The organism is Streptococcus sp. HMSC078H03 (genome assembly GCF_001808655.1).
In the GTDB taxonomy this organism is placed as follows: Bacteria; Bacillota; Bacilli; order Lactobacillales; family Streptococcaceae; genus Streptococcus; species Streptococcus salivarius_G.
Map to the genome: position 1 here is coordinate 17,275 of NZ_KV794094.1, position 20,865 is coordinate 38,139.

Sequence of the window (20,865 nt, forward strand, 5' to 3'; positions counted from 1 at the left end):
AAATAGGAATGGACTTTGGTACCAGTATCTGAACATGTGCAACCATTTGTATTAACAATCTTATTACTTAACAGTTTATCCAATAAATCCATTCTGCATCTCCTCACAATTAGTAATTAAAATTTATACTAAATGAATTCATTGTATCATAGTTACCATTCTGTATATTAGCAGTCCACCCAATATTTTCACCGCTCTTCATTTTATGCTTATAGTAGTTTGCTTTTTTTTGCTTTTTCGTCTGATTCCTCAACTTTCTGTCCTGGATTAACGGCAACAAATTCTGATATAGATACTGACTGCTTTCCTTTCGGATCAATTCTAGATTGTGACGAACTAAATAGCTTTGCTTCAATACTATTGTTAATTACAAAAGTTGATTCAATATTAATTTCTTTATCCGTTAAGTTATCAATAATAATATTTCCACCAGTTCTTATTATTTTAATATTTTTATCACTATATAGTTCTTCCGTTTTTGCCACTGTTTTTTTCGAACCCATAATACTTTGTCCTACTTTTGACGTATTACTGCCATTAGTAGAATTTTCATTCGAAGAATCTCTAATAGCCAAAAAAATTATTAACAATGTAAATATAAATCCAAAAACTGCAAATACATAAACGCTAACATTAAAAATTTACTTTAACATATCTTTTCCTTACCTTTATTTTTGAGTTTCAATTGTCACTTTTGCCTCGTGGTCCAAAGATTTAATCATTGTAGAGTAGTACTTCTCGGCTGACTCCTTTAATAATTTTTTATTGTCCTTTATAAAACCTTGTTGTTCCTTATTTGAAAAACCTTCTGCAACAGCCTCACCAGTATCTATGTCTTTAGTCGAATAACTAAGAATCCCTCCACTAGTATCGTAGAGTGTATAAGGTTTGTCTTTATCTAATTCAACACCAATAACTTCAAATTTGGGTAATGTAACTTGATAATTATGATTACCATTATCTTTAATGGTTACATCATTCTTAATACCGAATTTTGCCGTATAATTTAGAATAATGAGTGCTTTCTTTTCTGAACCAGGTATTACAAAGTTACTACCAAATAACTTTGTATTATTTTCTATTGACTTAACTTTTTGAATAGATGCATTGAGTAAAACTAACTCACTGACCTTTTCCAAAGATTTTACATTTACTATGATTTCTGTCTTTGGTTTTTGATTACCAGATGACTCACTCCCTTTATATACGCTAAGAAAAATGAATCCTACGACAATCACTAATAAAATCGCTAAAATACCATATATTATCTTTTTCATACTTTTTTCCTATTAACTCATTTCTTCAAAAACAACTGGATTAACAATCCTGCAATCACAATACCAGCTGCAATTAGGGGGTTCAACATTGCTATTCCTACAAGAAGTAGAATAGCCAAAATCCATAAAACTACTTTTAACATTATTTCTCCTTATCAAATAACAAAAGATTGTAATATTAAACCCAAGAAATCACTAACTAAAATTTAATTTTACACAAAAATTATATAGCGATATGAATGCGTTGTCAACGCTTTCTTGAAAATAGAATATATTTTTAACTATTTATCATATTATCATAATTTGAACAATTTTATCTCATTTTATATTTAAGAATAAATATAAAAGTCACAGCTATACACAAAGCTAGACTTTCCGCTGTGCTAAAAGTGATAGAAGCAATATTGCTTCTATCACTCGGAAGATTTGAGACTCAGGCTCAAATCTTAGGAATGGAATTCCGCTAGGAAGTCGCTTCCGTCCCTAGCACCCAAGGAAAGTCTAAAAAATTTATAAAAAAGAAAAGCAGAGATATCTAACATCTCTGCTTCATAAATAGGATTAGGAGGTTTTATGCTTTTTATTTAGCATCTTTTTCTTTGATAACCAAGACACCATCTTCCATATCAGCTTCTAGGTGTTTAGCATCAAGGTTATCCAAGTGGAAGTCTGTGACTTTGTCACGGATTTGTTGTTCAACCACACGACGGAGTGGACGAACACCCATGACTTCATCGTAGCCTTCTTCAGTCATGTATTCTTTAGCAGCTTCGCTAACTGCCAAGTCAATGTCTTTCTTAGAAAGAGTCTTGTTAACTTCAACCAACATAAGGTCTACAATCTTAGAAAGATCTTCTTTGCTCAAGTGTGAGAATTCGATGACAGCATTGAAACGGTTAAGGAATTCTGGACGGAAGTAAGGTTTCAAACGATCCATAAGTTCTGGTTTATCAGCATCTTCTGTCAAGTTAGCTTCATAGCCAAATCCTGCGTTTGAAGTTGCGATAATCACAGTATTCTTGAAGTTTACAGTGTTACCTTGACCATCAGTCAAACGACCATCATCCAAAACTTGGAGAAGGAGAGTGATAACTTGAGGGTCAGCCTTTTCAATTTCGTCAAGAAGGACGATTGAGTAAGGGTTACGGCGAACACGTTCTGTCAAAGTATTGCTATTGTCATCATAACCAACATAACCAGCTGTTGTACCAATCAATTTAGAAACAGCTGTGCGGTCGCTGTATTCTGACATATCCAAACGGATGATAGCATCTTTAGTTCCGAACATATCAAGAGCCAATTGTTTAGCCAACTCAGTTTTACCAACACCAGTAGGTCCTACAAAGAGGAAGCTACCAATTGGACGGTTACCTTCGTCAAATCCTGCACGGTTACGACGGATGGCACGTGCCACTGCTTCAACGGCTTTATCTTGACCGATAACCTTAGTTTGCAAACGGTGACCCATGTCTTTCAAACGTTCGATATCAGTTGCACCCATTTGTGACACTGGAATACCAGTCATACGTTCTACAGATTCAGCCACATCATTGACAGTTGCAGTGACTTTAAGGTCTGCTGTGTGGTTAGCAATTTTCTTTTCAAGTTCTTCAATACGAACTTTAGCGTTTAGAGCTGCTTCGTAGTCTTCTTTGGCAGCTGCAGCTTCTTGTTTAGCTTTTTCTTCTTCGATTTCATGTTCAACAGCATTCACATCAGTCACTGGGTGTTGAGCAGCCAAGTGAGCCGCTGTCACATCGACAAGGTCGATAGCCTTATCTGGCAAGCTACGTTGTGGAATGTATTGTACAGAGAAATCTACTGCTGCTTTCAAAACTTCATCTGGCAAGATAACATTGTGGTGTTTTTCATAAAGATCACGAATACCTTGGAGAATCTTGAAAGTATCTTCAGCAGAAGGAGCATTAACCTTAACTTCGTTGAAACGACGAGCAAGAGCAGCATTCTTCAAGATAGTGTTACGGTATTCATCCTGAGTTGTTGCACCAATCACTGTCAATTCACCACGTGAAAGAGCAGGTTTCAAGATATCAGCAAGACCTTTAGATCCTTGACCATCACCAGTGCTACCAGCACCAAGAATTTGGTGGATTTCATCGAAGAAGAGGATGATATTTCCAGCTTCTTTGACTTCATTTACCAAGTTTTGAATGTTTTCTTCAAAGCTACCACGGTATTGAGTACCAGCTTCAAGTCCAGAAATATCGATTGAGATGATTTCTTTGTTCTTGATAGCAGCTGGGACATCACCATTTACGATGGCTTGTGCCAAACCTTCAACTACGGCTGTTTTACCAACACCAGCGTCCCCGACAAGGACTGGGTTATTCTTGGTACGACGAGCCAAGATTTCGCAAGCTTCTTGGATTTCTTTGTTACGTCCGATAACAGGATCCAATTTACCTTCGCGAGCTTCTTCAGTCAAGTTACGACCAAGTTTAGCAAGAATACCATCTTGTTTAGGTCCTTTACCTTGTTGTTGAGTTGGGTTGACTGCTTCACCTTCATTACCAGGCAATTGACCTGTTTGACGGTAAATCGCAAATTCTTCAGGTGTCACTTCACGACCGTTAATCATGTAGCGACGGTTTTCTGAACGATAACCACCCATGTTACCCATCAATTGATTGAAAAGATCGTCCATATTGTTAAAGTTGTTGTTCATATAATTACCTCGTTTTGTGTTTTCTTGTGAAATTTTTTAAGTGTTATTTTTACGTTAATGTATTTTTTGACTTTTACTGACCAAAATCCTAAAAATTTTTAGTAGCTTTAACTACTCTTCTAATAATTTCAGGTTTTGCTCTTGGTAGGAGACTGAGAACTTTCACAGCCTTAAATAAATTATGATTTAGCATAAGAGCCACCTTCTTTCTGTGAATCTCTCAATATAGCTAACTTCCAAGCCTCTTTCAGAAAGAAACTTGTAGATTAAGGAAACCTTTTTCCTTATAGCTTTATCATATACCTTTCATTTGACCAGGTCAAGAATTTAGTTTTGACTTTTACTGACCTTTCAGATGAAAATTTTTGCAGACTAGCTGCAATCCTTTTTATTGGTATATGGGCTATTGACACAGCCTTCATAAGGATTTCATTTCCTTATGTTTATATTGTACAACATTGGTCAGTATTAGTCAATATCTTTTTTGACTTTTTTTGACCTTTATTGTAAATATTTTTGCAGGCAAGCTATGATTACCTTTTTACAAGGATTTAGGCTAGTCCTGCAATCTCATAAGGAAGCTATTCCTTATGAGATTATAATACACCATTAGTCAGTAAAGGTCAATAGTTTTATTTGGTCTTTTTTGACCTTTTTGAAAATAATTTACGGAAAGTAAAAAAGCCTACCAAAGGTAGACCTAATAATGATCTTTGAAAGAGAGAAAGGCGACACTCTTACCATCAATCATATAAATCAAACGATTTTCAGCATCAATTCGCCGAGACCAAGCTCCTTGAAAGTCATACTTCAAGGGTTCTGGTTTCCCAATACCTGAAAAAGGATCCCGTTGAATGTCTTTAATCAGCTTATTGATTCGCTTAAGTGTCTTCCTATCCTGACTTTGCCAATAACAATAATCCATCCATGCATCTTCAGTGAAAGTGAGTAACATTTTCTACTCCTTTAGTGCATGTTCTTGAGTCTCTCCAGCACGTACCTGAGCCATTCCTCTTAAAACCTTGTCTGATAGTTCTTTATTTTGAACAATACGCAATGTTTCTTGAATGCTATCCCACTCACTCTTTGAGACCACTACAATATCTTCATCAGGATTTTTATTGACTACAGCTAGAGGTTCAAATTCATCATTAACCTTTTTCATATAATCCTTCAAATGATTTCGAAACGTTGAATAGACGACTGCTTCCATTAGCATACCTCATTTTCCTCTTTTCTTTTATTATATACCAAAAGGATAAACTTGTCAGGAACTTGTACAAGTTTATCCTTTCTATTACATTTATTCGAAAAAGAAGCAAAAAAGCCTACCAGAGGTAGACCTTCTATAAAGCTATTTTACTCTATGTGGTATGCGTCCAAAATTTTGTTGAGAAAGCTCGGGGTTGCCTAATTGATAAACATTATCCGCTTGCTGTGTAAGCATATCCCAAGGCTCCCTTCCAATCCGAGCCACTATATCCACAGATTTTTTCACAGATTTGAGATGAGACTGCCCATTTTGAGAAAATCCAAGCACATGAATGGATTCAGGCAGAGGGTTGTCCACAGCTCCGACCAGGATATAGGTCAAAATACGACGTACACGAGCCTTTGTATAGCGTTTAGTTGCTACCTTATCCACTAGTTCCTCCACAGAAGAAATCTCACGGATAGCAGCTTTTAAACGGCTAGCAATCTCTTCATTCACCTGAAAAACACTGGTCAAATCAGGGTTTGTAAGAATCTGATAAACCAGCAATTGGAAATAATTATCCCAAGAGACCTGTGGAGATGTCTGAAAAAGTTTACTATTGGGCATGAACTTATCCACAAAATCACTATCTTGCCTGTGGAGACGTAGACTGGTCGCTGAGGCGAAAGATACTTCCTTGTCTGAGGAATGATAGCCAGCCCCTTGTCTCTGGATAGGATTCAACTTAATGCCCTTACCAGCACAAGCTTTGGCATAGGCTAATCCTAGGATATGATTGGGTGTATTGCCAGTAAAGTCCACACCAGCAAATTTCTCCCACATTTTTTGCATCTTCTGTGGATAAGATAGGTCACTTGGTAAATTTTCCACAAAGGCTTCCATGTCCTCTGACTTTTCAGCATAGACATTTGCTATTGCCTGGTAATCTAGGACTTCTTCCGTGCCAAAAGCAAGGTTATCAATTCCCAGTCGGGATAAGATATCGACGGCCCCAGCAGCAAAATAATCGGCAGACTGGACTGACGTCAAGAAAGGCAACTCAACCACGAGGTCTGCCCCATTTTCCAAAGCCATCTGAGCCCTAGTCCACTTATCCACAATAGCTGGCTCACCTCGCTGAACAAAATTCCCGGACATGGCAACGATTTTTACGCCTTTAGCCTGATCCAAGAGATACTTGTGACCGTTATGAAAAGGATTGAACTCAGCAATAATACCTGTAACTGTCATAGGCTCTTACTTTTGGGCCACAAAGAACCAACGGGCACTAGTTTCAGTTGGTTCCTTGTCCTCGAAATCGGCATAAAGTTTGAAAGATTTGAAGCCAGCCTGCTCCAGCAAGATATCATAAGTCAAGACCTCATAGGTGCGTTCCTCATGCACCTCATCATGACGGCTAAAGCTTCCATCTTCCTCTTGGACAAAGAAAGTTAATTCATGGACAATAGAATGCGGAGCCGCATCCTCATAGGTATCCCAGAGCATAGCAAACTCTTCTGCATTTTCATGGTAGGAATAGCCAGGGAAAACTTCATCCGTCTGATAGGTTGAGTGCACATCAAAGATAAAGACGCCATCTTCATTCAGTGCATTATAAACCTCCTTGAAGACGTCCCCAACCTCTACTTCATCCTGCATATAGCAGATTGAATCTGAGTAGCAAGTCACAAAGTCGTACTTACCAGCTTGCGATAAATTCAACATGTTGCCTTCAATAAAGTCAATTTTCTGTTTGGCGGAGGATGCACGCTTCTCCGCAATCTTCAACATATCAGCACTCAAATCGAGTCCAGTTACATCAAAACCAGCTTGAGAAAAACGTACAGATTGAATCCCAGTTCCACAAGCCAATTCGAGCAATTTCTTTTTGTCCTTAGTCTTTGGCAAATGACGGAGGGAGAAATCCGTCCACAAATCGTAAAGATTATCATCCATAACAGCGTCGTAGACAGCCGCAAAAGTTTCATAAGTAGCCATAAATCAAGATACAAAGAGCGTCAAAAGCAAAGAAAGTTTATCTTTTTCTCACAGCTTTTAGCTCGTGTTCAGTTGACAAACCAACCAAACACAAGGCTCTATCCTTCCTATTAAATCTTTAGTTTAAGCAACAAAACCCAGTTGTCGCCAACTGAGTTCAGATTTTATGCCAAATAAGCTGACACATCCACCATTGGTGCTTCATGCCAGAGTTTTTCGAGGTTATAGTGTGCACGTTCATCTTCTGTAAAGATGTGAACAACAACATCGTTAAGATCCAAAAGAATCCAACCACCCTTATTGTCACCTTCCATGTGACTAGCATCAAGGCCAGCTTCTTTCACTTTCTCACGGATGTTGTCGGCAATAGCTTCCAACTGACGGCTGTTCATTGCACTCAAAATAACAAAATAATCTGTTAGACTTGTAAGGCCGTACAAATCAAGGGCAACAATGTCTTCAGCTCGCTTTTCATCAGCAGCTTTGACAACCAATTCAAGTAATTCTTCTTTAGTCAATGATATTCTCCAGTAATTTGTTATTAATCTTTTAGGTAATGCACAAAAGCATTATAGGTTTCCAAGGTTTGTGGGAAAATCGGTAGAGCTTGGTGAGCCAAGTGTTCTACCGTATGGACTGTTTCAAAAGCAACGGCCTTATCCAAGGATTGCTCTGCTACTTGTCTAGCTTCCTCTACCAAGGGGAAATTACGGTTATGCTCAATATAATCAGCCACATAGACAATCTTATCTAGGGTTGACATTTCATGGCTTCCGACGGTATGGATCTTAATACTGCGTAGAATCTCAGAATCAGTCAAACCCAAATCTTCTTGGATTTTGTAAATCCCAACCATGCCATGCCAGACATTGTTCCCCCATTTTTTCAATTCAGGGTCGAGCTCATACTTATCGATTAGCTCTAAGAATTCCTGATCCGGAAGTTCCTTGGCATAATCATGAAGGAGGCCAGCCAAACCAGCTTTTTCAGTATCGTAACCATACTTTTCAGCAAGAGCAACAGCAGCTCGCTCAACACCCAAAACATGATTGAAGCGTTTAGGACTCATGACCGCTCGAACTTTTTCAAGGAGTTGTTCACGAGAATAGTCTAGATATTTTTCATAGGTCATTTATAGAGCCCCGCTTTCTTGATGTAGGCAAGTACAGACTGCGGCACCATAAAGTTAGGTGTACGATCCTTTTTAATGTAGGCTCTGACTGCACTCGAACTAATATCCATAAGGGGCACATCCACCCAGATAACGGGATATGAGGTTCCAGCCTTATACTTAGGACGCTGAACACCAACAAATTGGACCATCTCGATTAGTTCATCAATACGATGCCATTTTGGTAGGTATTCGACCATATCCGCTCCAATAATAAAGTAATAATCCGTATCAGGATTAGCCTCTGTCAAGAGCTTCATGGTGTCATAGGTATAGCTGATTCCCTTACGTTCCAACTCGATGGTTTCAATATCCAAACCTTCAATGCCGTTAATAGCCAACATGATCATATTTAGGCGATGTTGTTCATCAATAGTCTCTTTTTTATCGACATGAGGTGGCTCAAACTCAGGCATGAGAAGAACTTCGTCAAGACCTAACTGCTGACGCACCTGGTCCGCAACAACCAAGTGAGCATTGTGAACAGGGTTGAAATTTCCACCTAAAATTCCCACCTGCTTACGGCCAGTATCTTTGATTTCTTCTTCTAGTTGAACCTTTGTAAATGGGGTTACGAGATCCAGTGCCATATACGCCTCCTCTTTTTCAAGCATTATACAACTGACTTAAGGCTAGCTGATGCTTCAAAAGTGTTCCTATACCTTAGTTTATCCTTCACCAAGCAAAGTCAGCAACTATTTTTGGATAGCTTTGACCTTTGGTGACAACTTACGATTTTCTTTTTTGGCTGACTCTTTATAGAGAATCAAGATACGTCCAATCTTAAGAACTGTATCACAGCCAATTTCTTCTTCCAAGATTTCAGCAACCTCATGAATATCTTCCATAGTGTTTTGGAGTAGGGTTACTTTGATCAATTCACGGGCATCAAGGGCGTTGCGAACGCTAGTTTTGATATGGTCGTTAAGACCGTTTTTCCCGATTTGTACAATAGGTTTAAGTGTGTGTGCTTCCGATTTGAGGAAGGCACGTTGTTTTGATGTTAATGACATGTTTATTCCTTTTAACTACTTAATTAAGTTTAAATAATCGCTTTTCGTACGACAACGCCAACACCTTCTGGTGCCCAAGCAGCAACGATGGTTGGTTGGTCAGCTTTTCCTTGGACACGAATCCAACCTAATCCCGAGAAGACAATGTCTGTCTTATCTTTGACGGTAAATTCGTGACGAACAAGTTTTGGAAAATCAGCCAGATCCTTTGGTCCAGGAGGCATGAGAAGACTTCCAACATGCTTATCATAGAAGGCATCTGCGCCTTCAAGTTTAGTACGATGAAGCTTCAAGTTATTATCAAAGAAGGCTGTAAAACCTTGCTTATTCCCATCAATAAAGTCAAATCGTCCAAGACCGCCTAGGAATAGAGTTTGGCCTGCATTTAACTGGTAAGTTTTTGGCTTAATTTCCTTCTTAGGACTAACGTACTTGAGGTCCTTCGCTGACAGATAGTGTGCCATCTGGTGGCGGTGGATGATTCCTGGTGTATCAAAAATGTAAGTACCATCATCCAGAGGAATTTCAATCTTATCAAGGGTCGTTCCTGGGAAACGAGATGTCGTGATAATATCTTTATCACCTGTAATTTCCTTGATAATCGCATTAATTAAGGTTGATTTACCAACATTCGTCACACCGACAACATAAACATCACGACCCTTACGGAGTTTTTCAATACGTTGAATCAACTCTTTAATGGCGTGATGATTTTGGGCAGACGTCAACATGACATCCACAGGACGCATGCCTTCTTCATGGGCACGTTCTGTCAACCATTGAGTTACCTTACCATCTTTAACAGATTTAGGTAGGATATCCTTTTTATTTCCGACCAAGAGCACATCATTCCCAGAAACAAAGCGTGACAAGCCTGGAATGATTGATCCATTAAAATCGAAAATATCAACGACATTGACAACGAGGGCGTCACTGTCACCAACTTCATGAAGCAATTTTAAAAATTCATCATCTGTAATGTGGACGTCCACAATTTCATTGTAATGACGAAGGCGGAAACAACGTTGACAGTACAATTCACCTATTTCTTCAGCTTTTTTTATAGAGCTAGCGGGTGTGTAACCAGCCTTTTCTTTATCTTCTGTTTGAATTTGGGCTCCACAGCCAATACAAAATAATTCTTCCATTAAATTCCTTTGTTAAAGGTCATTGGACCATATGCTTTTTCAATCTTTTTCCACATGCGACGCTCACGCCAACGATTAAACTTGGTTACCCAAGCATCTGATTGCACCAAGGGCTTAACCAAAATCGAGCGAATGCCAGCTCGGTGGCTAGCTCTGATGTCAGTCATGAGCTGATCTCCTACCATAACGACCTCGTCACGGTTAAAGTGGTAACGCTCAATCGCTTCATTAATCCCTTTCGTAAAAGGTTTCATGGCACGACTCACGAAATCCACATGGAAATTGGCAACCGCACGTTCAACACGTTCATATTTATTGTTAGAGACCACAACTACCGGAATATCAGCCTCTGTCATCTCATCCAACCAAGCACGTAGCTCAGGAGTCCCATCAGGGTTGTTCCAAGCAATCAAGGTATTGTCCAAATCGACCAAGACGGCACGAATACCGTGTTCACGTAGCTGGTCAGGTTTCAAATCATAAACAGCCTCCACCATAAAATGGGGCCTGTAATCGTCTATAGTCATTTTCTCTCCAAAATGTTAGTTTACCTCTTATTCTACCATATTTTTAAGGTTTATGTGTGGGACTTAAGTCCTATTTTTTAAGAACATCCTTTACAGAACAATAAAGAAAAGAGCCACAATCACTCAGGCTCCATTCTTATCTTTGAATTTTTTCTTGTTTTTTAAGGGCAACTAAATTCTTAAGCGATATGATGATAACAGCAAGAACAATTAAAAACATTCCGACCACATCAATGGCAAAGAAGCGGTCCCCCATAATTAATACGGTCAAAATGACCGACGCTACAGGTTCTACCGAAGCCAAGAGACTCCCTTTGACAGCTCCAACCATGATTGTCCCCTTAAGGAAAACAGTGTAAGCAAAGACTGTCCCAATGAAGACCAAACCAAAAAGCGCTAAGAGATTGCCGCCAGTCAAAGGAAGCTTATACTTCCAGACTTGGATAACAATCGGAAAGATTAAACCACCGAGCAACAGGCCTAAACCAATGACAATCAAACTACCCCATTTTTCAATAGCCTTAGCAGGCAGTAAGATATAAAGTGCATAGGTCACCGCCGAAAAGAGACCCCAGAACAAGCCCAGAGGTGTAATCGCCAGCTCCCTTATCTGACCATGCGTTGCGATGGTAAAGGTTCCCACAATAGCCATGATAATCGCCACTAGCTCTGCTGCTGTTGGGAACCTACGATATTTTGCACATACAAAAGCCAGGATGATAACTGGGGTGACATACTGCAAGACCGTCGCTGTCCCAGCATTAGTGTATTGAATAGCACTAAGATAGGCGTACTGATTTAGTACCAGACCAAAGAGAGCAAATAAGGCGATACTTACTAAGGTTTTTCTATCTTTAATAGCTTGTACTAATTTGTCTCGCTGCCTAAAAAAGACCGAAGCCGTTAGTAAAATACCAGACAGAAGCAAACGTAAACTCGTCAAAAGATTGACATTAACACCATGAGCCATTAGGTATTGACCAGAAACTCCTGAAAATCCCCAGGCAATTCCTGCAGTTATGACCATCAGACTACCTTTTAGCGTCTTTGACATAGTCGCCTCCCAAATCTATTTGTTTCTGTTATTGTAACACAAAAAGGTCGAAACAAAACGGTTTCGACCTTTATCTATTCATTCGACATTTATAAACTTATTCTGGTTGAACCAAGATTTTAATTTGAGATTTATCTTGGGTTAATTCAACAAATCCTTCTTCAACGATATTCTCCAATTTAATTTTCTTAGTAACCAATTTATCAGCAGGGAAGTAGCCTTGTTCCATCAATTCCAAAACTTTAGGGAAGATGTGACGGTAGGCAATAATTCCTTTGAGAGATTTTTCTTGGATGGCGAATTCATTTGGATTGATGCTGGCTTCACGTTCCCAGATAGATACGACCATACATTCCCCAGCTTTATGAACAGCTGCAAGGGCTTGGCCTAAAACAACCGGAACCCCAGTAACTTCGTAAGAAACATCTGCTCCACCTCCTGTCAAACGATGGATAGCCTCTACGACTGTTTCCCCTTCTTCTGGGCGAACAACAATTGCTCCCAATTCTTCTGCTTTCGCTTGACGTTCAGGAGACAATTCAACCGCATAGATTTTTGATGCGCCTGCTGCACGAAGGGCTTCAACGATCAAAAGACCAATTGGACCCAAGCCAAAGATAACAGCTGTATCCCCAGCTTTCAAAGCAGATTGACGAACGGCATAAACAGCCACAGCTGCAGGTTCTGTAAGCGCTGCTTGCTCGTAGCTCAAGCTATCTGGAATCACATGCACAAGATCACCATCAAGCACACAATACTTCGCAAAACCACCATCTGCTGCTAAACCAACAAAGTTCAAGTTTGGATCAAGGTTGTAGTCACCGATTAGGTTATGTTTTGCCAAAATTGGTTCAATCGTCACACGATCCCCAACTTTGACACGAGTCACATCACTTCCGACTTCTACAATTTCACCAGAGAATTCATGTCCCAAAGTAACCGGTGCTTTTTGACCAGAATACACATGTTCTTCAGTTGGGATGAAGATCGGTCCATCCAAATATTCATGCAAGTCCGTCCCACAGATCCCTGTGAACTTAACTGCCACTTTTACTTGATGTGGTTGTACTTCAGGTACTTCCACTTCTTCGATACGAACGTCTTTTGCTGCATGCCAGCGAGCTGCTTTCATAGTAGCCATAGGATAATCTCCTTTATATTTCCATGATTTGCATTTTCCTTTTCAGGAAACTCAACAAATCTATTGTAAGCCTTTTCACAAACTTTGTCAAGAAAAAACTGAAGATGAAAAAAGAGCCGCCCTTCGCCTGCTCCTTCTTACCTCTTCTTGATTCGTGAATTCTCTATTCTCCAGCCCACAATCCAACCAAGGACAAGGAGATAATTTTCAAGCGCACCAATCCCATTGACCGGCAGATGATAGTGAAAATAACTGAAAAGATGATTGGTCCCAATTCCAAACCCACCAATGATCAAGGCCACTAGTACCGTCCGAAGATAAAACCAATCGTATTTGAGATTGACGGCAATCAAGATCACAAGGACTGCCATATTCCAAATCCCAATCTCCCGTTGCCAACCGACAGAAATACCATATCCCGAATGACTTCCCATATAGGATGGAAAGAATAGTTGGAAGATAATCGCTCCAGACATAGCGATAATGACTAGGATAAATAAAACTCTTAAAAATTTGTTCATGTGACTCCTCCTAATGCTAGTTGATATGTAATGGTCTTTCCTATTCTAACACAATTTTATGGATAGTAAAAACCAACCTCTCGGCTGGTTCTTTATCTATTACTCTTCTTTCAACTTAGCCAATTCTTGAGCAAGTAGTTTAAGAGCTACTTGTGGGTTGGCTTGGCCTTTGGTTGCTTTCATGAGGAAGCCTGTGAAGGCCTTGTCAGCGTTACGTTTACCTGACTTGAAGTCGGCTACGGCTGCTTCGTTGTCTGCAAAGACTTGGTGGATGATAGGGATCAAGACTTCAGGGTCTGAAATCTGTACCAATCCAGCTTTTTCGACGTATTCACGCGCACCGCCACCGTTTTTCGCCAAATGAACGAAGACTTTCTTGGCAATCTTAGATGAAATCGTTCCATCTTCGATGATGGCAATCATTTCGACCAAGTTTTCTGGTGTCAACTTGATTTCTTCAAGCGTTTTGCCTTCTGCGTTCAAGAATTGCGCGACTTCACCTTGGAGCCAGTTAGACACTTGTTTGGCATCTCCGCCAAGGGCTACAGCTGCTTCAAAGAAGTCAGAAGTGACTTTCGTCGCTGTCAATTGGTTGGCATCATAGTCAGACAAGCCAAGCTCTGCCACATAGCGAGCACGACGGTCTTTTGGAAACTCTGGCAACTCAGTACGCATTTCCTCAATCCACTCATCTGAAATTTCAAACAATGGAAGGTCTGGTTCTGGGAAGTAACGGTAATCCGCTGCTCCTTCTTTGACACGCATAAGGATAGTGCTCTTATTAGCTTCATCATAACGACGTGTTTCTTGACGAATGACACCACCTGAACGCAAGATTTTCGCTTGGCGTTGCACTTCGTATTCAAGACCTTTACGGACGTTTGAGAAAGAGTTCAAGTTTTTCAACTCAGTCTTGGTACCAAATTCCTCTTGACCGTATGGGCGAAGGGAAATGTTGGCATCCACACGCATAGATCCTTCTTCCATCTTGACGTCTGAAATACCAGTGTATTGGATGACTTCTTTCAAAGCTGTCAAATAGGCGTAGGCTTCTTCTGGAGAACGCATATCTGCTTCAGACACGATTTCAATCAATGGAACCCCTTGACGGTTAAGGTCTACGTAAGAGAATCCATCTGTTCCGTGCGTGTTCTTACCAGCATCTTCTTCCAAGTGGGCCCGTTCAATCCCGATTTTCTTCGTTGAGCCGTCTTCCAATTGCACTTCAATCCAACCGTTGTAACCGATTGGCTCGTCAAATTGTGAAATTTGGTAAGCCTTTGGATTATCAGGGTAAAAATAGTTCTTACGGTCAAAGTGCATGTGCTGATGGATATCCATATTCAAGGCCAAAGCAGCCTTGATCCCAGCGTCCACAACACCCTTGTTCAAGACAGGAAGCACCCCTGGGAAAGACCAGTCAATCACATTAGTGTTGGCATTTTGCTCGTTCCCAAAGTGGGCAGAGGTTGGTGAGAAAATTTTTGAGTTTGTATTCAATTCAACGTGGACTTCAAGTCCGATGACTGTTTCAAAGTTCATTAATTGTCACCTCCGAAAATAAGGGGTTGTTGCTTGTGGTAATCCGTCGTAGCTTCAAAGGCAGCTGCAGCTTGGTAGATTGTTTCTTCAGAATACTTAGGACCAATCAACTGCAAACCAACTGGAAGACCTTGCGCAAAACCTGCAGGAATCGAAATTCCTGGAAGACCTGCCAAGTTGACTGGAATGGTCAAGAGGTCAGCCAAGTACATGGCAACCGGATCATGGTTGAGCGAATCCAAATCAAAGGCTACACTTGGAGCTGTTGGACCAAGGATAAGATCGTAATCCGCAAAGACTTTTTCGAAGTCTTGGATAATGAGGGTACGGACTTGACCAGCTTTCTTGTAGTAGGCATCGTAGTAACCAGATGACAAACTAAAGGTACCAAGCATGATACGGCGTTTGACCTCATCACCAAAGCCTTGGCTACGAGTGTTCACGTAGATGTCATCCAAGTTTTTAGCATCTTCTGCACGGAAACCATAGCGAATACCGTCGAAACGTTGCAAGTTTGAAGAAGCTTCAGATGAAGCGATGATGTAATAAACGGCAACCCCGTATTTAGAATGAGGTAGGCTGACTTCTTCGACAGTTGCTCCCAATTTTTCAAAGTGTTTAGCAGCGTTAAGGATAGTTTCCTTGACTTCTGGGTCAATCCCTTCACCGAGGTATTCCTTAGGGAGGGCAATCTTCATGCCTTTGATGTCTTGACCAATCTTAGAAGTGAAGTCTGCTACACGAACAGGTGCAGAAGTTGAATCCTTGGCATCTTCACTGGCAATGACATTGAGTAATTGGGCATTTTCCTTAACCGTCGGTGAGAAAGTACCAATTTGGTCAAGTGAGCTACCAAAGGCAATAAGACCGAAACGAGAAACCGTTCCGTAAGTTGGTTTGAGACCTACGATTCCGTTGAAGGCAGCTGGTTGGCGGATAGAACCACCTGTATCTGAACCAAGTGACAAGCGGACTTGTCCTGAAGCGACAGAAGCTGCTGAACCACTAGAAGATCCACCAGGAACCTTACTGTGGTCCCAAGCGTTTTTAGTCGCACCATAGTATGAAGTTTCACCAGATCCACCCATGGCGAACTCGTCCATATTGGTCTTCCCGATGACAATCATATCCTTGGCTTTAGCATTGGCAACAGCTGTCGCATCAAAGATTGGCTCGTAGTTATAGAGCATTTTTGAAGCCGCAGTGGTCAAGATGCCATCTGTTGAGATATTGTCTTTGACAGCGAGTGGAATCCCTGACAGGAGGTTGTCTGCATCGATTCCTTTTTCATCAATGGCCTTAGCTTGCGCAAGGGCAGCTTCTTCGGCCACCGTTACAAAGGCATTGACTGCTTCTTCACGCGCCTTGATATCATCAAGCGTCGCTTGTGTCAATTCCGTTGCTGAAATTTCCTTAGAGACAAGGAGGTCGTGCAACTCTTCAATGGTTTTATTGTTGAATGACATTAGGCATCTCCTCCATCTTCTAGGATAGCTGGTACCTTGATGTAGTAGTTATCTTTTTCAGGTACATTTTTAAACAAGCGGTCACGGTCAGTCCCTTTTTCAGCAACATCCGGACGCAATACGGTCTTGCGGTCAGCCATGGTCGTTGTTGGGGCAACACCTGTTGTGTCCACTTCTTCCAACAATTCCACCATGTCGACAATTTTAGACAAGGTTGTCGCAAACTCAGCTGTCTCTTCTGGAGAGAATTTCAATTTTGAAAGATTGGCAACGTGGGTTACCTCTTCTTGCGTAATTTTCATCTTGCTTCCTTTCGTGAAATGATGATTTTTCAATACCTTCTATTTTACCATAATTTAGCCTATTTTGCTTGGAGGATAAAAAAACTGTAGTAACTTTTTTGTCACTACAGTTTACAGAGATAGAGCTTTTTTTAAACACTTATCGTATGGCTATCAAGAGCTTTCTCCAAGCCTCTAGAATTTCAAGTTTCAAATACTGTTTGGCTAACTCATATGAGGCTTGGTGCATAGACTCAAGATCACTTTCTAAGGCAAATAGAATCTTGTCAGCCATCTGAGAAACAAGCAGGTCCTCATCCATAGTCTCGCTATAAGGAACCAGATAGCCATTCTCACCATCTTTGATGAAGGTTGGATTGCCATAACGGGCATCAAAACCAACCAGGGCTAAACCTGCTCCTACCGCTTCCATCAGAGTCAAACCAAAGGTCTCCCATTGAGAGGTAGTGACATAAAGTTCGTACTGTGGGTAGACGTCACGTAAATCCGCATGTCCTCTAAGTTTGATGTAATCATTCGCCCCAAGAGTATCAATTAAATCTTGTAGATTCTCTTGTTCCCCACCTTTACCGTAGATGTCAAAACGAAGTTTTGGCTCTTTTTGATGGGCAAGGGCAACGGCTCTTATAGCCAAATCCAAGCGTTTACGTGGGTCCAATCGCGAAGCCGTCATCAAACTGAGAGGCTTTCTATGCCCCTCTGGAAAACTAAGATTCTCCAAATGTCCCACTGCTAGGGCATAAATAGCGGCGTCTGTGACACCTTGCTTTTGCAGCGTATTCTCTAAAACAGCCTTTTGTGACTCAGTAGCTGTGATAAAGAAGTCAAAGCGTTGGGCGTACTTAAAGATGTAATAATACTCATAGTAGAGGTCCCCATTTTCAAACTCATGCTCTGAATGAAAAACAAAACCTAGCTTTGCAGGTGAGTCCAGTTCATAAATCGGTCGCATAAATTCCATCAAGGAAGCCCTATCCAGCAACAAGGTATCCTCAGCTGTCAAAGGAAGCCTTGCTAGAAAACGACGCATGACCTCTGTCTTGGTCACTAAAATCTCAGTGCCTAGCCTATATAACCAGCTGGCTCCTTGCTTGAGTTCTTCAAAGGCAATGCGACCATCTTTATTGTGATAACTTCTCCTGATGATGATGCCTTTTTCAAAGTATTCTGTAACCAATTTACTTGTTCCATACCACTCACGCTTCAATAGCATGCCATTAACGTGGTAGTCTACATACCGCACACTACCTTTTTGGTAGGGATCCATCTTAAAGACTAAAGAAGTACCATCAGAACAGGTATAAACAGAGTCTGTTTCGCTTTGGCTCTTCAAATCTAGACGTGTCAACTTAAATTTTTGCTGCAAGGCCCCCACTGTCAAAGATGGGATATGACTGTCTTGATCTGTAAAGCCAAGGTAGGCATGGAGGAGTTCCTCGTAGCGATGCCCCAAAGAAAGATAGTAATCTAATTTATAGGGTTGTGGCCAGGTCGTAAAGATAAACTTAGCAGGCTCATTTAATTCACGTAGCATCAAAGCTCTAGACGCCTGAGCCACATCGACACCATTAGGTTCATAGCCCACCAATAGGTTAAAGGTGTAAATCGTCATCTTTTTCCCCCTCCAATCTAGTAAAGAAAGCTAAGATTTCTTCCCTCTCGGTGAGTTTCAAAACCTCTTTCTGACTTTCAAGAGCCTTAGGGTAAAACTCTGCTTGCTGTATGAGTTGTCGGAATCCCTGTTCTAGTTCCTCTAAGGAAGTATAAACCGTTGGTAAGTCCTTATAGTAGTGACGATGAACCGTTGATTCTAAGCCAAAAAGCAACTGTCCATTTTCAATCGCATCCAAAGTTACATCAGACACTTCGCTTCCATAATTCAAGTCTAAATAAATGAAACAATTCCTCAGTAGATCTTGATATTTCCCCTGACGAATCCCTGGGTAAAGATGGACATTTCTCTTATCTTTGAGACAAGTCAATTTTGGCCCCATACTAGTTTGGGCTCCGATATGAAAGTCAATATCCGGAAAAGCATCAACCAGATCATCTAGGCCCTCAATATTTTCAGAAGCAGTCATCACCATGGCTTGAGGCACAAAAGTCTGAGAACCGTCTTGTTCTGCACCAGCTAAATAAATCATGCCTGACTTACGTTCCTCTTGGGGATAATAATTAGTAACCAAAACATGATTCACTTGATTTTGAATAAACTCAAGACCATCCTGAGTGTCGGAGCAATAAACCAGACGATTAACATTCAAGGTCTGCAATGTCGGGATTAGATTGGAATCCATACAGATGATAGCTTCGTCTGACTTCAGGATTTGATTCAAAACAGCCTTAGTTAATTCTTCCCTACCTGAGAAAATTCTATCTCTTCCTTCAGACCCCTGATCAATCAGGTATCCATCTTGAATATAGTGAAGCAAGACTTCTTCTTGGTTACGATTAAAGTAAATATCCATAATGCCTTGCCCCTGATCATCCAGAAGACGCTGTTTGGTACGCCAGCCATAGCGATTATAATCATCAACCGCAACAACTTTTTCCCCTTGTCCAAACCATTGGACTTGTTTGACCGTACGTTCCTTTAGATTGTCACGAAAAATAACACTGGCACGGCGGTCTTGACCATCAAAAATGTAGGTCGTAATCCCCAAAGTCCACAATTCCCAGTATAGTGGAACCGACAAATCGTTAAAAAAGAGTGGTGTCCCTTGATAATCTTCCTCTGAGGAATAAATAAATGACGATGCTAAACTAATAGTGTCCTTATCAACATCCGTTTCAAAATTCGTGTAAAACACACGGGATTGGATACCAAAGGAGTCTAGTAATCTTCTCAGTTTTTCCGTTGCCTGACTAGGTTCTTGTGCAATAATAAGCATAGTTATCCTTTCTGACTAATCCAAGCAATAAATAGCTTAACCTTCACCTTTATTGCTCCAAAAATCTCAAGTTAACCTGCGCCGTCTTATAGGTCTCAGTATCTTGAAGATTAGCTTCTTCCATTTTTTCAATTGCCCGCTTCAGACGCGTCTTGTAAATATAACGGTGCCAAGTCAAATCATAGCCCAACATGCCTAGCAAAGCTAGTTTTTCATTTTTAGCTTCCATCTCATCTAAGACACGCTTCTCGGTCCAGACCTGCGACAGCGTATCCTTACGCCCCACTCGGTACCAATAGATACATTTTTCGGTATGGACAACACGATTGGCCTTTAACAAGAGTTTGTACATAAGGAAGTTATCCTCGACGTTCTTCCCAACAGGAAAACGAAGGTCCTCGAACAAAGAAATCTTATAGAGTTTCATCATGGCGCATGCCCAAGCCATATCTCTTGTCTCTTGAATGGCATCTTGGTCAATGATGTCTCTCCCCTCATAAAGGGTTTCAGAATAATCGTTCTCCGTTACCTTAATCAAAAACTTACTAGTACTCTCGTTGAATAAGTTATAGTTGGCAATAGAAACATCTGCCTCATACTTCTTAAGCTGAGTGTACAAGGTCTCCACATAATCCTCTGTTACCCAATCATCCGGGTCTACAAAAGTGATGTAATCACCTGTGGCTAGGTCAATCCCTGTATTTCGGGCTGCAGATAGGCCGCCATTAACTTGTCGCACATAGCGAATACGTGAATCTCGCTTGAAAAATTCCTTGCAAATCTCCTCTGACTTATCAGGAGAGCCATCATTGACAAGAATGATTTCAAGGTTTGGATAGGTCTGATTCACTATCGTTTCCAAACACTGCTTTAAATAAGCTTCCACATTATAAATGGGAATAACAATACTAACTACTTCTTTATTTTCCATGG

The 20,865-nt window shown here is 40.6% G+C and carries 23 protein-coding genes; all 23 read right to left on the reverse strand.

Annotated features, from left to right (window positions below):
* Positions 1-209: 209 nt before the first annotated feature.
* The 23 genes from HMPREF2607_RS04635 to HMPREF2607_RS04740 all read right to left on the reverse strand — a co-directional run bounded on the left by HMPREF2607_RS04635 (position 210) and on the right by HMPREF2607_RS04740 (position 20,863).
* A complete protein-coding gene (locus HMPREF2607_RS04635) occupies positions 210-575 on the reverse strand; it encodes a hypothetical protein (RefSeq protein ID WP_261674279.1) in 366 nt (121 codons plus the stop codon).
* Between the two features lie 93 nt (positions 576-668).
* Positions 669-1,277 (reverse strand): DUF4230 domain-containing protein, encoded by a 609-nt coding sequence (locus tag HMPREF2607_RS04640; protein ID WP_002884297.1) that lies wholly within the window; start codon positions 1,275-1,277, stop codon positions 669-671.
* Positions 1,278-1,294: 17 nt separating this feature from the next.
* Entirely contained in the window at positions 1,295-1,420 is a 126-nt protein-coding gene (locus HMPREF2607_RS10605; protein WP_002884447.1) for a hypothetical protein, read from the reverse strand.
* 437 nt (positions 1,421-1,857) lie between these two features.
* Complete coding sequence (locus tag HMPREF2607_RS04645) at positions 1,858-3,963, reverse strand: AAA family ATPase (RefSeq protein WP_070476131.1); 2,106 nt, start codon at positions 3,961-3,963, stop codon at positions 1,858-1,860.
* A 700-nt stretch (positions 3,964-4,663) separates the two neighbouring features.
* Entirely contained in the window at positions 4,664-4,918 is a 255-nt protein-coding gene (locus tag HMPREF2607_RS04650; RefSeq protein ID WP_070476136.1) for a Txe/YoeB family addiction module toxin, read from the reverse strand.
* A gap of 3 nt (positions 4,919-4,921) precedes the next feature.
* Positions 4,922-5,176, reverse strand: coding sequence for a type II toxin-antitoxin system Phd/YefM family antitoxin (locus HMPREF2607_RS04655; protein ID WP_060971904.1), 255 nt, complete (start codon positions 5,174-5,176; stop codon positions 4,922-4,924).
* Between the two features lie 141 nt (positions 5,177-5,317).
* Positions 5,318-6,409 carry a nucleotidyltransferase gene (locus tag HMPREF2607_RS04660; RefSeq protein WP_070476138.1) on the reverse strand — a complete coding sequence of 364 codons (1,092 nt, stop codon included), beginning with the start codon at positions 6,407-6,409 and terminating at the stop codon, positions 5,318-5,320.
* Positions 6,410-6,415: 6 nt separating this feature from the next.
* A complete protein-coding gene (locus HMPREF2607_RS04665) occupies positions 6,416-7,156 on the reverse strand; it encodes a class I SAM-dependent DNA methyltransferase (protein WP_070476144.1) in 741 nt (246 codons plus the stop codon).
* A 164-nt stretch (positions 7,157-7,320) separates the two neighbouring features.
* A complete protein-coding gene (gene rsfS, locus HMPREF2607_RS04670) occupies positions 7,321-7,674 on the reverse strand; it encodes a ribosome silencing factor (protein WP_014632696.1) in 354 nt (117 codons plus the stop codon).
* Between the two features lie 23 nt (positions 7,675-7,697).
* Complete coding sequence (yqeK, locus tag HMPREF2607_RS04675; RefSeq protein WP_070476147.1) at positions 7,698-8,288, reverse strand: bis(5'-nucleosyl)-tetraphosphatase (symmetrical) YqeK; 591 nt, start codon at positions 8,286-8,288, stop codon at positions 7,698-7,700.
* A complete protein-coding gene (locus HMPREF2607_RS04680) occupies positions 8,285-8,917 on the reverse strand; it encodes a nicotinate-nucleotide adenylyltransferase (protein ID WP_070476150.1) in 633 nt (210 codons plus the stop codon). The genes yqeK and HMPREF2607_RS04680 overlap by 4 nt, the downstream gene beginning before the upstream one ends.
* Before the next feature lie 105 nt (positions 8,918-9,022).
* Positions 9,023-9,340 carry a ribosome assembly RNA-binding protein YhbY gene (yhbY, locus tag HMPREF2607_RS04685; RefSeq protein WP_002884193.1) on the reverse strand — a complete coding sequence of 106 codons (318 nt, stop codon included), beginning with the start codon at positions 9,338-9,340 and terminating at the stop codon, positions 9,023-9,025.
* A gap of 29 nt (positions 9,341-9,369) precedes the next feature.
* Positions 9,370-10,488, reverse strand: a complete 1,119-nt coding sequence (gene yqeH / locus HMPREF2607_RS04690) for a ribosome biogenesis GTPase YqeH (protein WP_070476152.1) — start codon at positions 10,486-10,488, stop codon at positions 9,370-9,372.
* Positions 10,488-11,015 (reverse strand): YqeG family HAD IIIA-type phosphatase, encoded by a 528-nt coding sequence (locus HMPREF2607_RS04695; RefSeq protein ID WP_070476155.1) that lies wholly within the window; start codon positions 11,013-11,015, stop codon positions 10,488-10,490. Before HMPREF2607_RS04695 ends, yqeH begins: the two co-directional genes overlap by 1 nt.
* A 136-nt stretch (positions 11,016-11,151) precedes the next feature.
* Positions 11,152-12,069: a DMT family transporter gene (locus tag HMPREF2607_RS04700; RefSeq protein ID WP_070476158.1), complete on the reverse strand. Its 918-nt coding sequence runs from the start codon at positions 12,067-12,069 to the stop codon at positions 11,152-11,154.
* A gap of 97 nt (positions 12,070-12,166) precedes the next feature.
* On the reverse strand, positions 12,167-13,210 hold the full coding sequence (locus HMPREF2607_RS04705; RefSeq protein ID WP_070476161.1) for a 2,3-butanediol dehydrogenase: 1,044 nt from the start codon (positions 13,208-13,210) through the stop codon (positions 12,167-12,169).
* A gap of 137 nt (positions 13,211-13,347) precedes the next feature.
* On the reverse strand, positions 13,348-13,731 hold the full coding sequence (locus HMPREF2607_RS04710) for a hypothetical protein (RefSeq protein ID WP_003013311.1): 384 nt from the start codon (positions 13,729-13,731) through the stop codon (positions 13,348-13,350).
* A gap of 99 nt (positions 13,732-13,830) precedes the next feature.
* Entirely contained in the window at positions 13,831-15,273 is a 1,443-nt protein-coding gene (gene gatB / locus HMPREF2607_RS04715; RefSeq protein WP_003018306.1) for an Asp-tRNA(Asn)/Glu-tRNA(Gln) amidotransferase subunit GatB, read from the reverse strand.
* A complete protein-coding gene (gatA, locus tag HMPREF2607_RS04720; RefSeq protein ID WP_064523870.1) occupies positions 15,273-16,739 on the reverse strand; it encodes an Asp-tRNA(Asn)/Glu-tRNA(Gln) amidotransferase subunit GatA in 1,467 nt (488 codons plus the stop codon). The genes gatB and gatA overlap by 1 nt, the downstream gene beginning before the upstream one ends.
* Positions 16,739-17,041, reverse strand: coding sequence for an Asp-tRNA(Asn)/Glu-tRNA(Gln) amidotransferase subunit GatC (gene gatC / locus HMPREF2607_RS04725; RefSeq protein WP_002884769.1), 303 nt, complete (start codon positions 17,039-17,041; stop codon positions 16,739-16,741). The genes gatA and gatC overlap by 1 nt, the downstream gene beginning before the upstream one ends.
* 139 nt (positions 17,042-17,180) lie before the next feature.
* Entirely contained in the window at positions 17,181-18,653 is a 1,473-nt protein-coding gene (locus HMPREF2607_RS04730; RefSeq protein ID WP_070476164.1) for a glycosyltransferase, read from the reverse strand.
* Positions 18,634-19,932, reverse strand: coding sequence for a glycosyltransferase family protein (locus HMPREF2607_RS04735; protein WP_048790213.1), 1,299 nt, complete (start codon positions 19,930-19,932; stop codon positions 18,634-18,636). The genes HMPREF2607_RS04730 and HMPREF2607_RS04735 overlap by 20 nt, the downstream gene beginning before the upstream one ends.
* Positions 19,933-19,981: 49 nt before the next feature.
* On the reverse strand, positions 19,982-20,863 hold the full coding sequence (locus HMPREF2607_RS04740) for a glycosyltransferase family 2 protein (protein WP_021147408.1): 882 nt from the start codon (positions 20,861-20,863) through the stop codon (positions 19,982-19,984).
* Between the last annotated feature and the right edge of the window lie 2 nt (positions 20,864-20,865).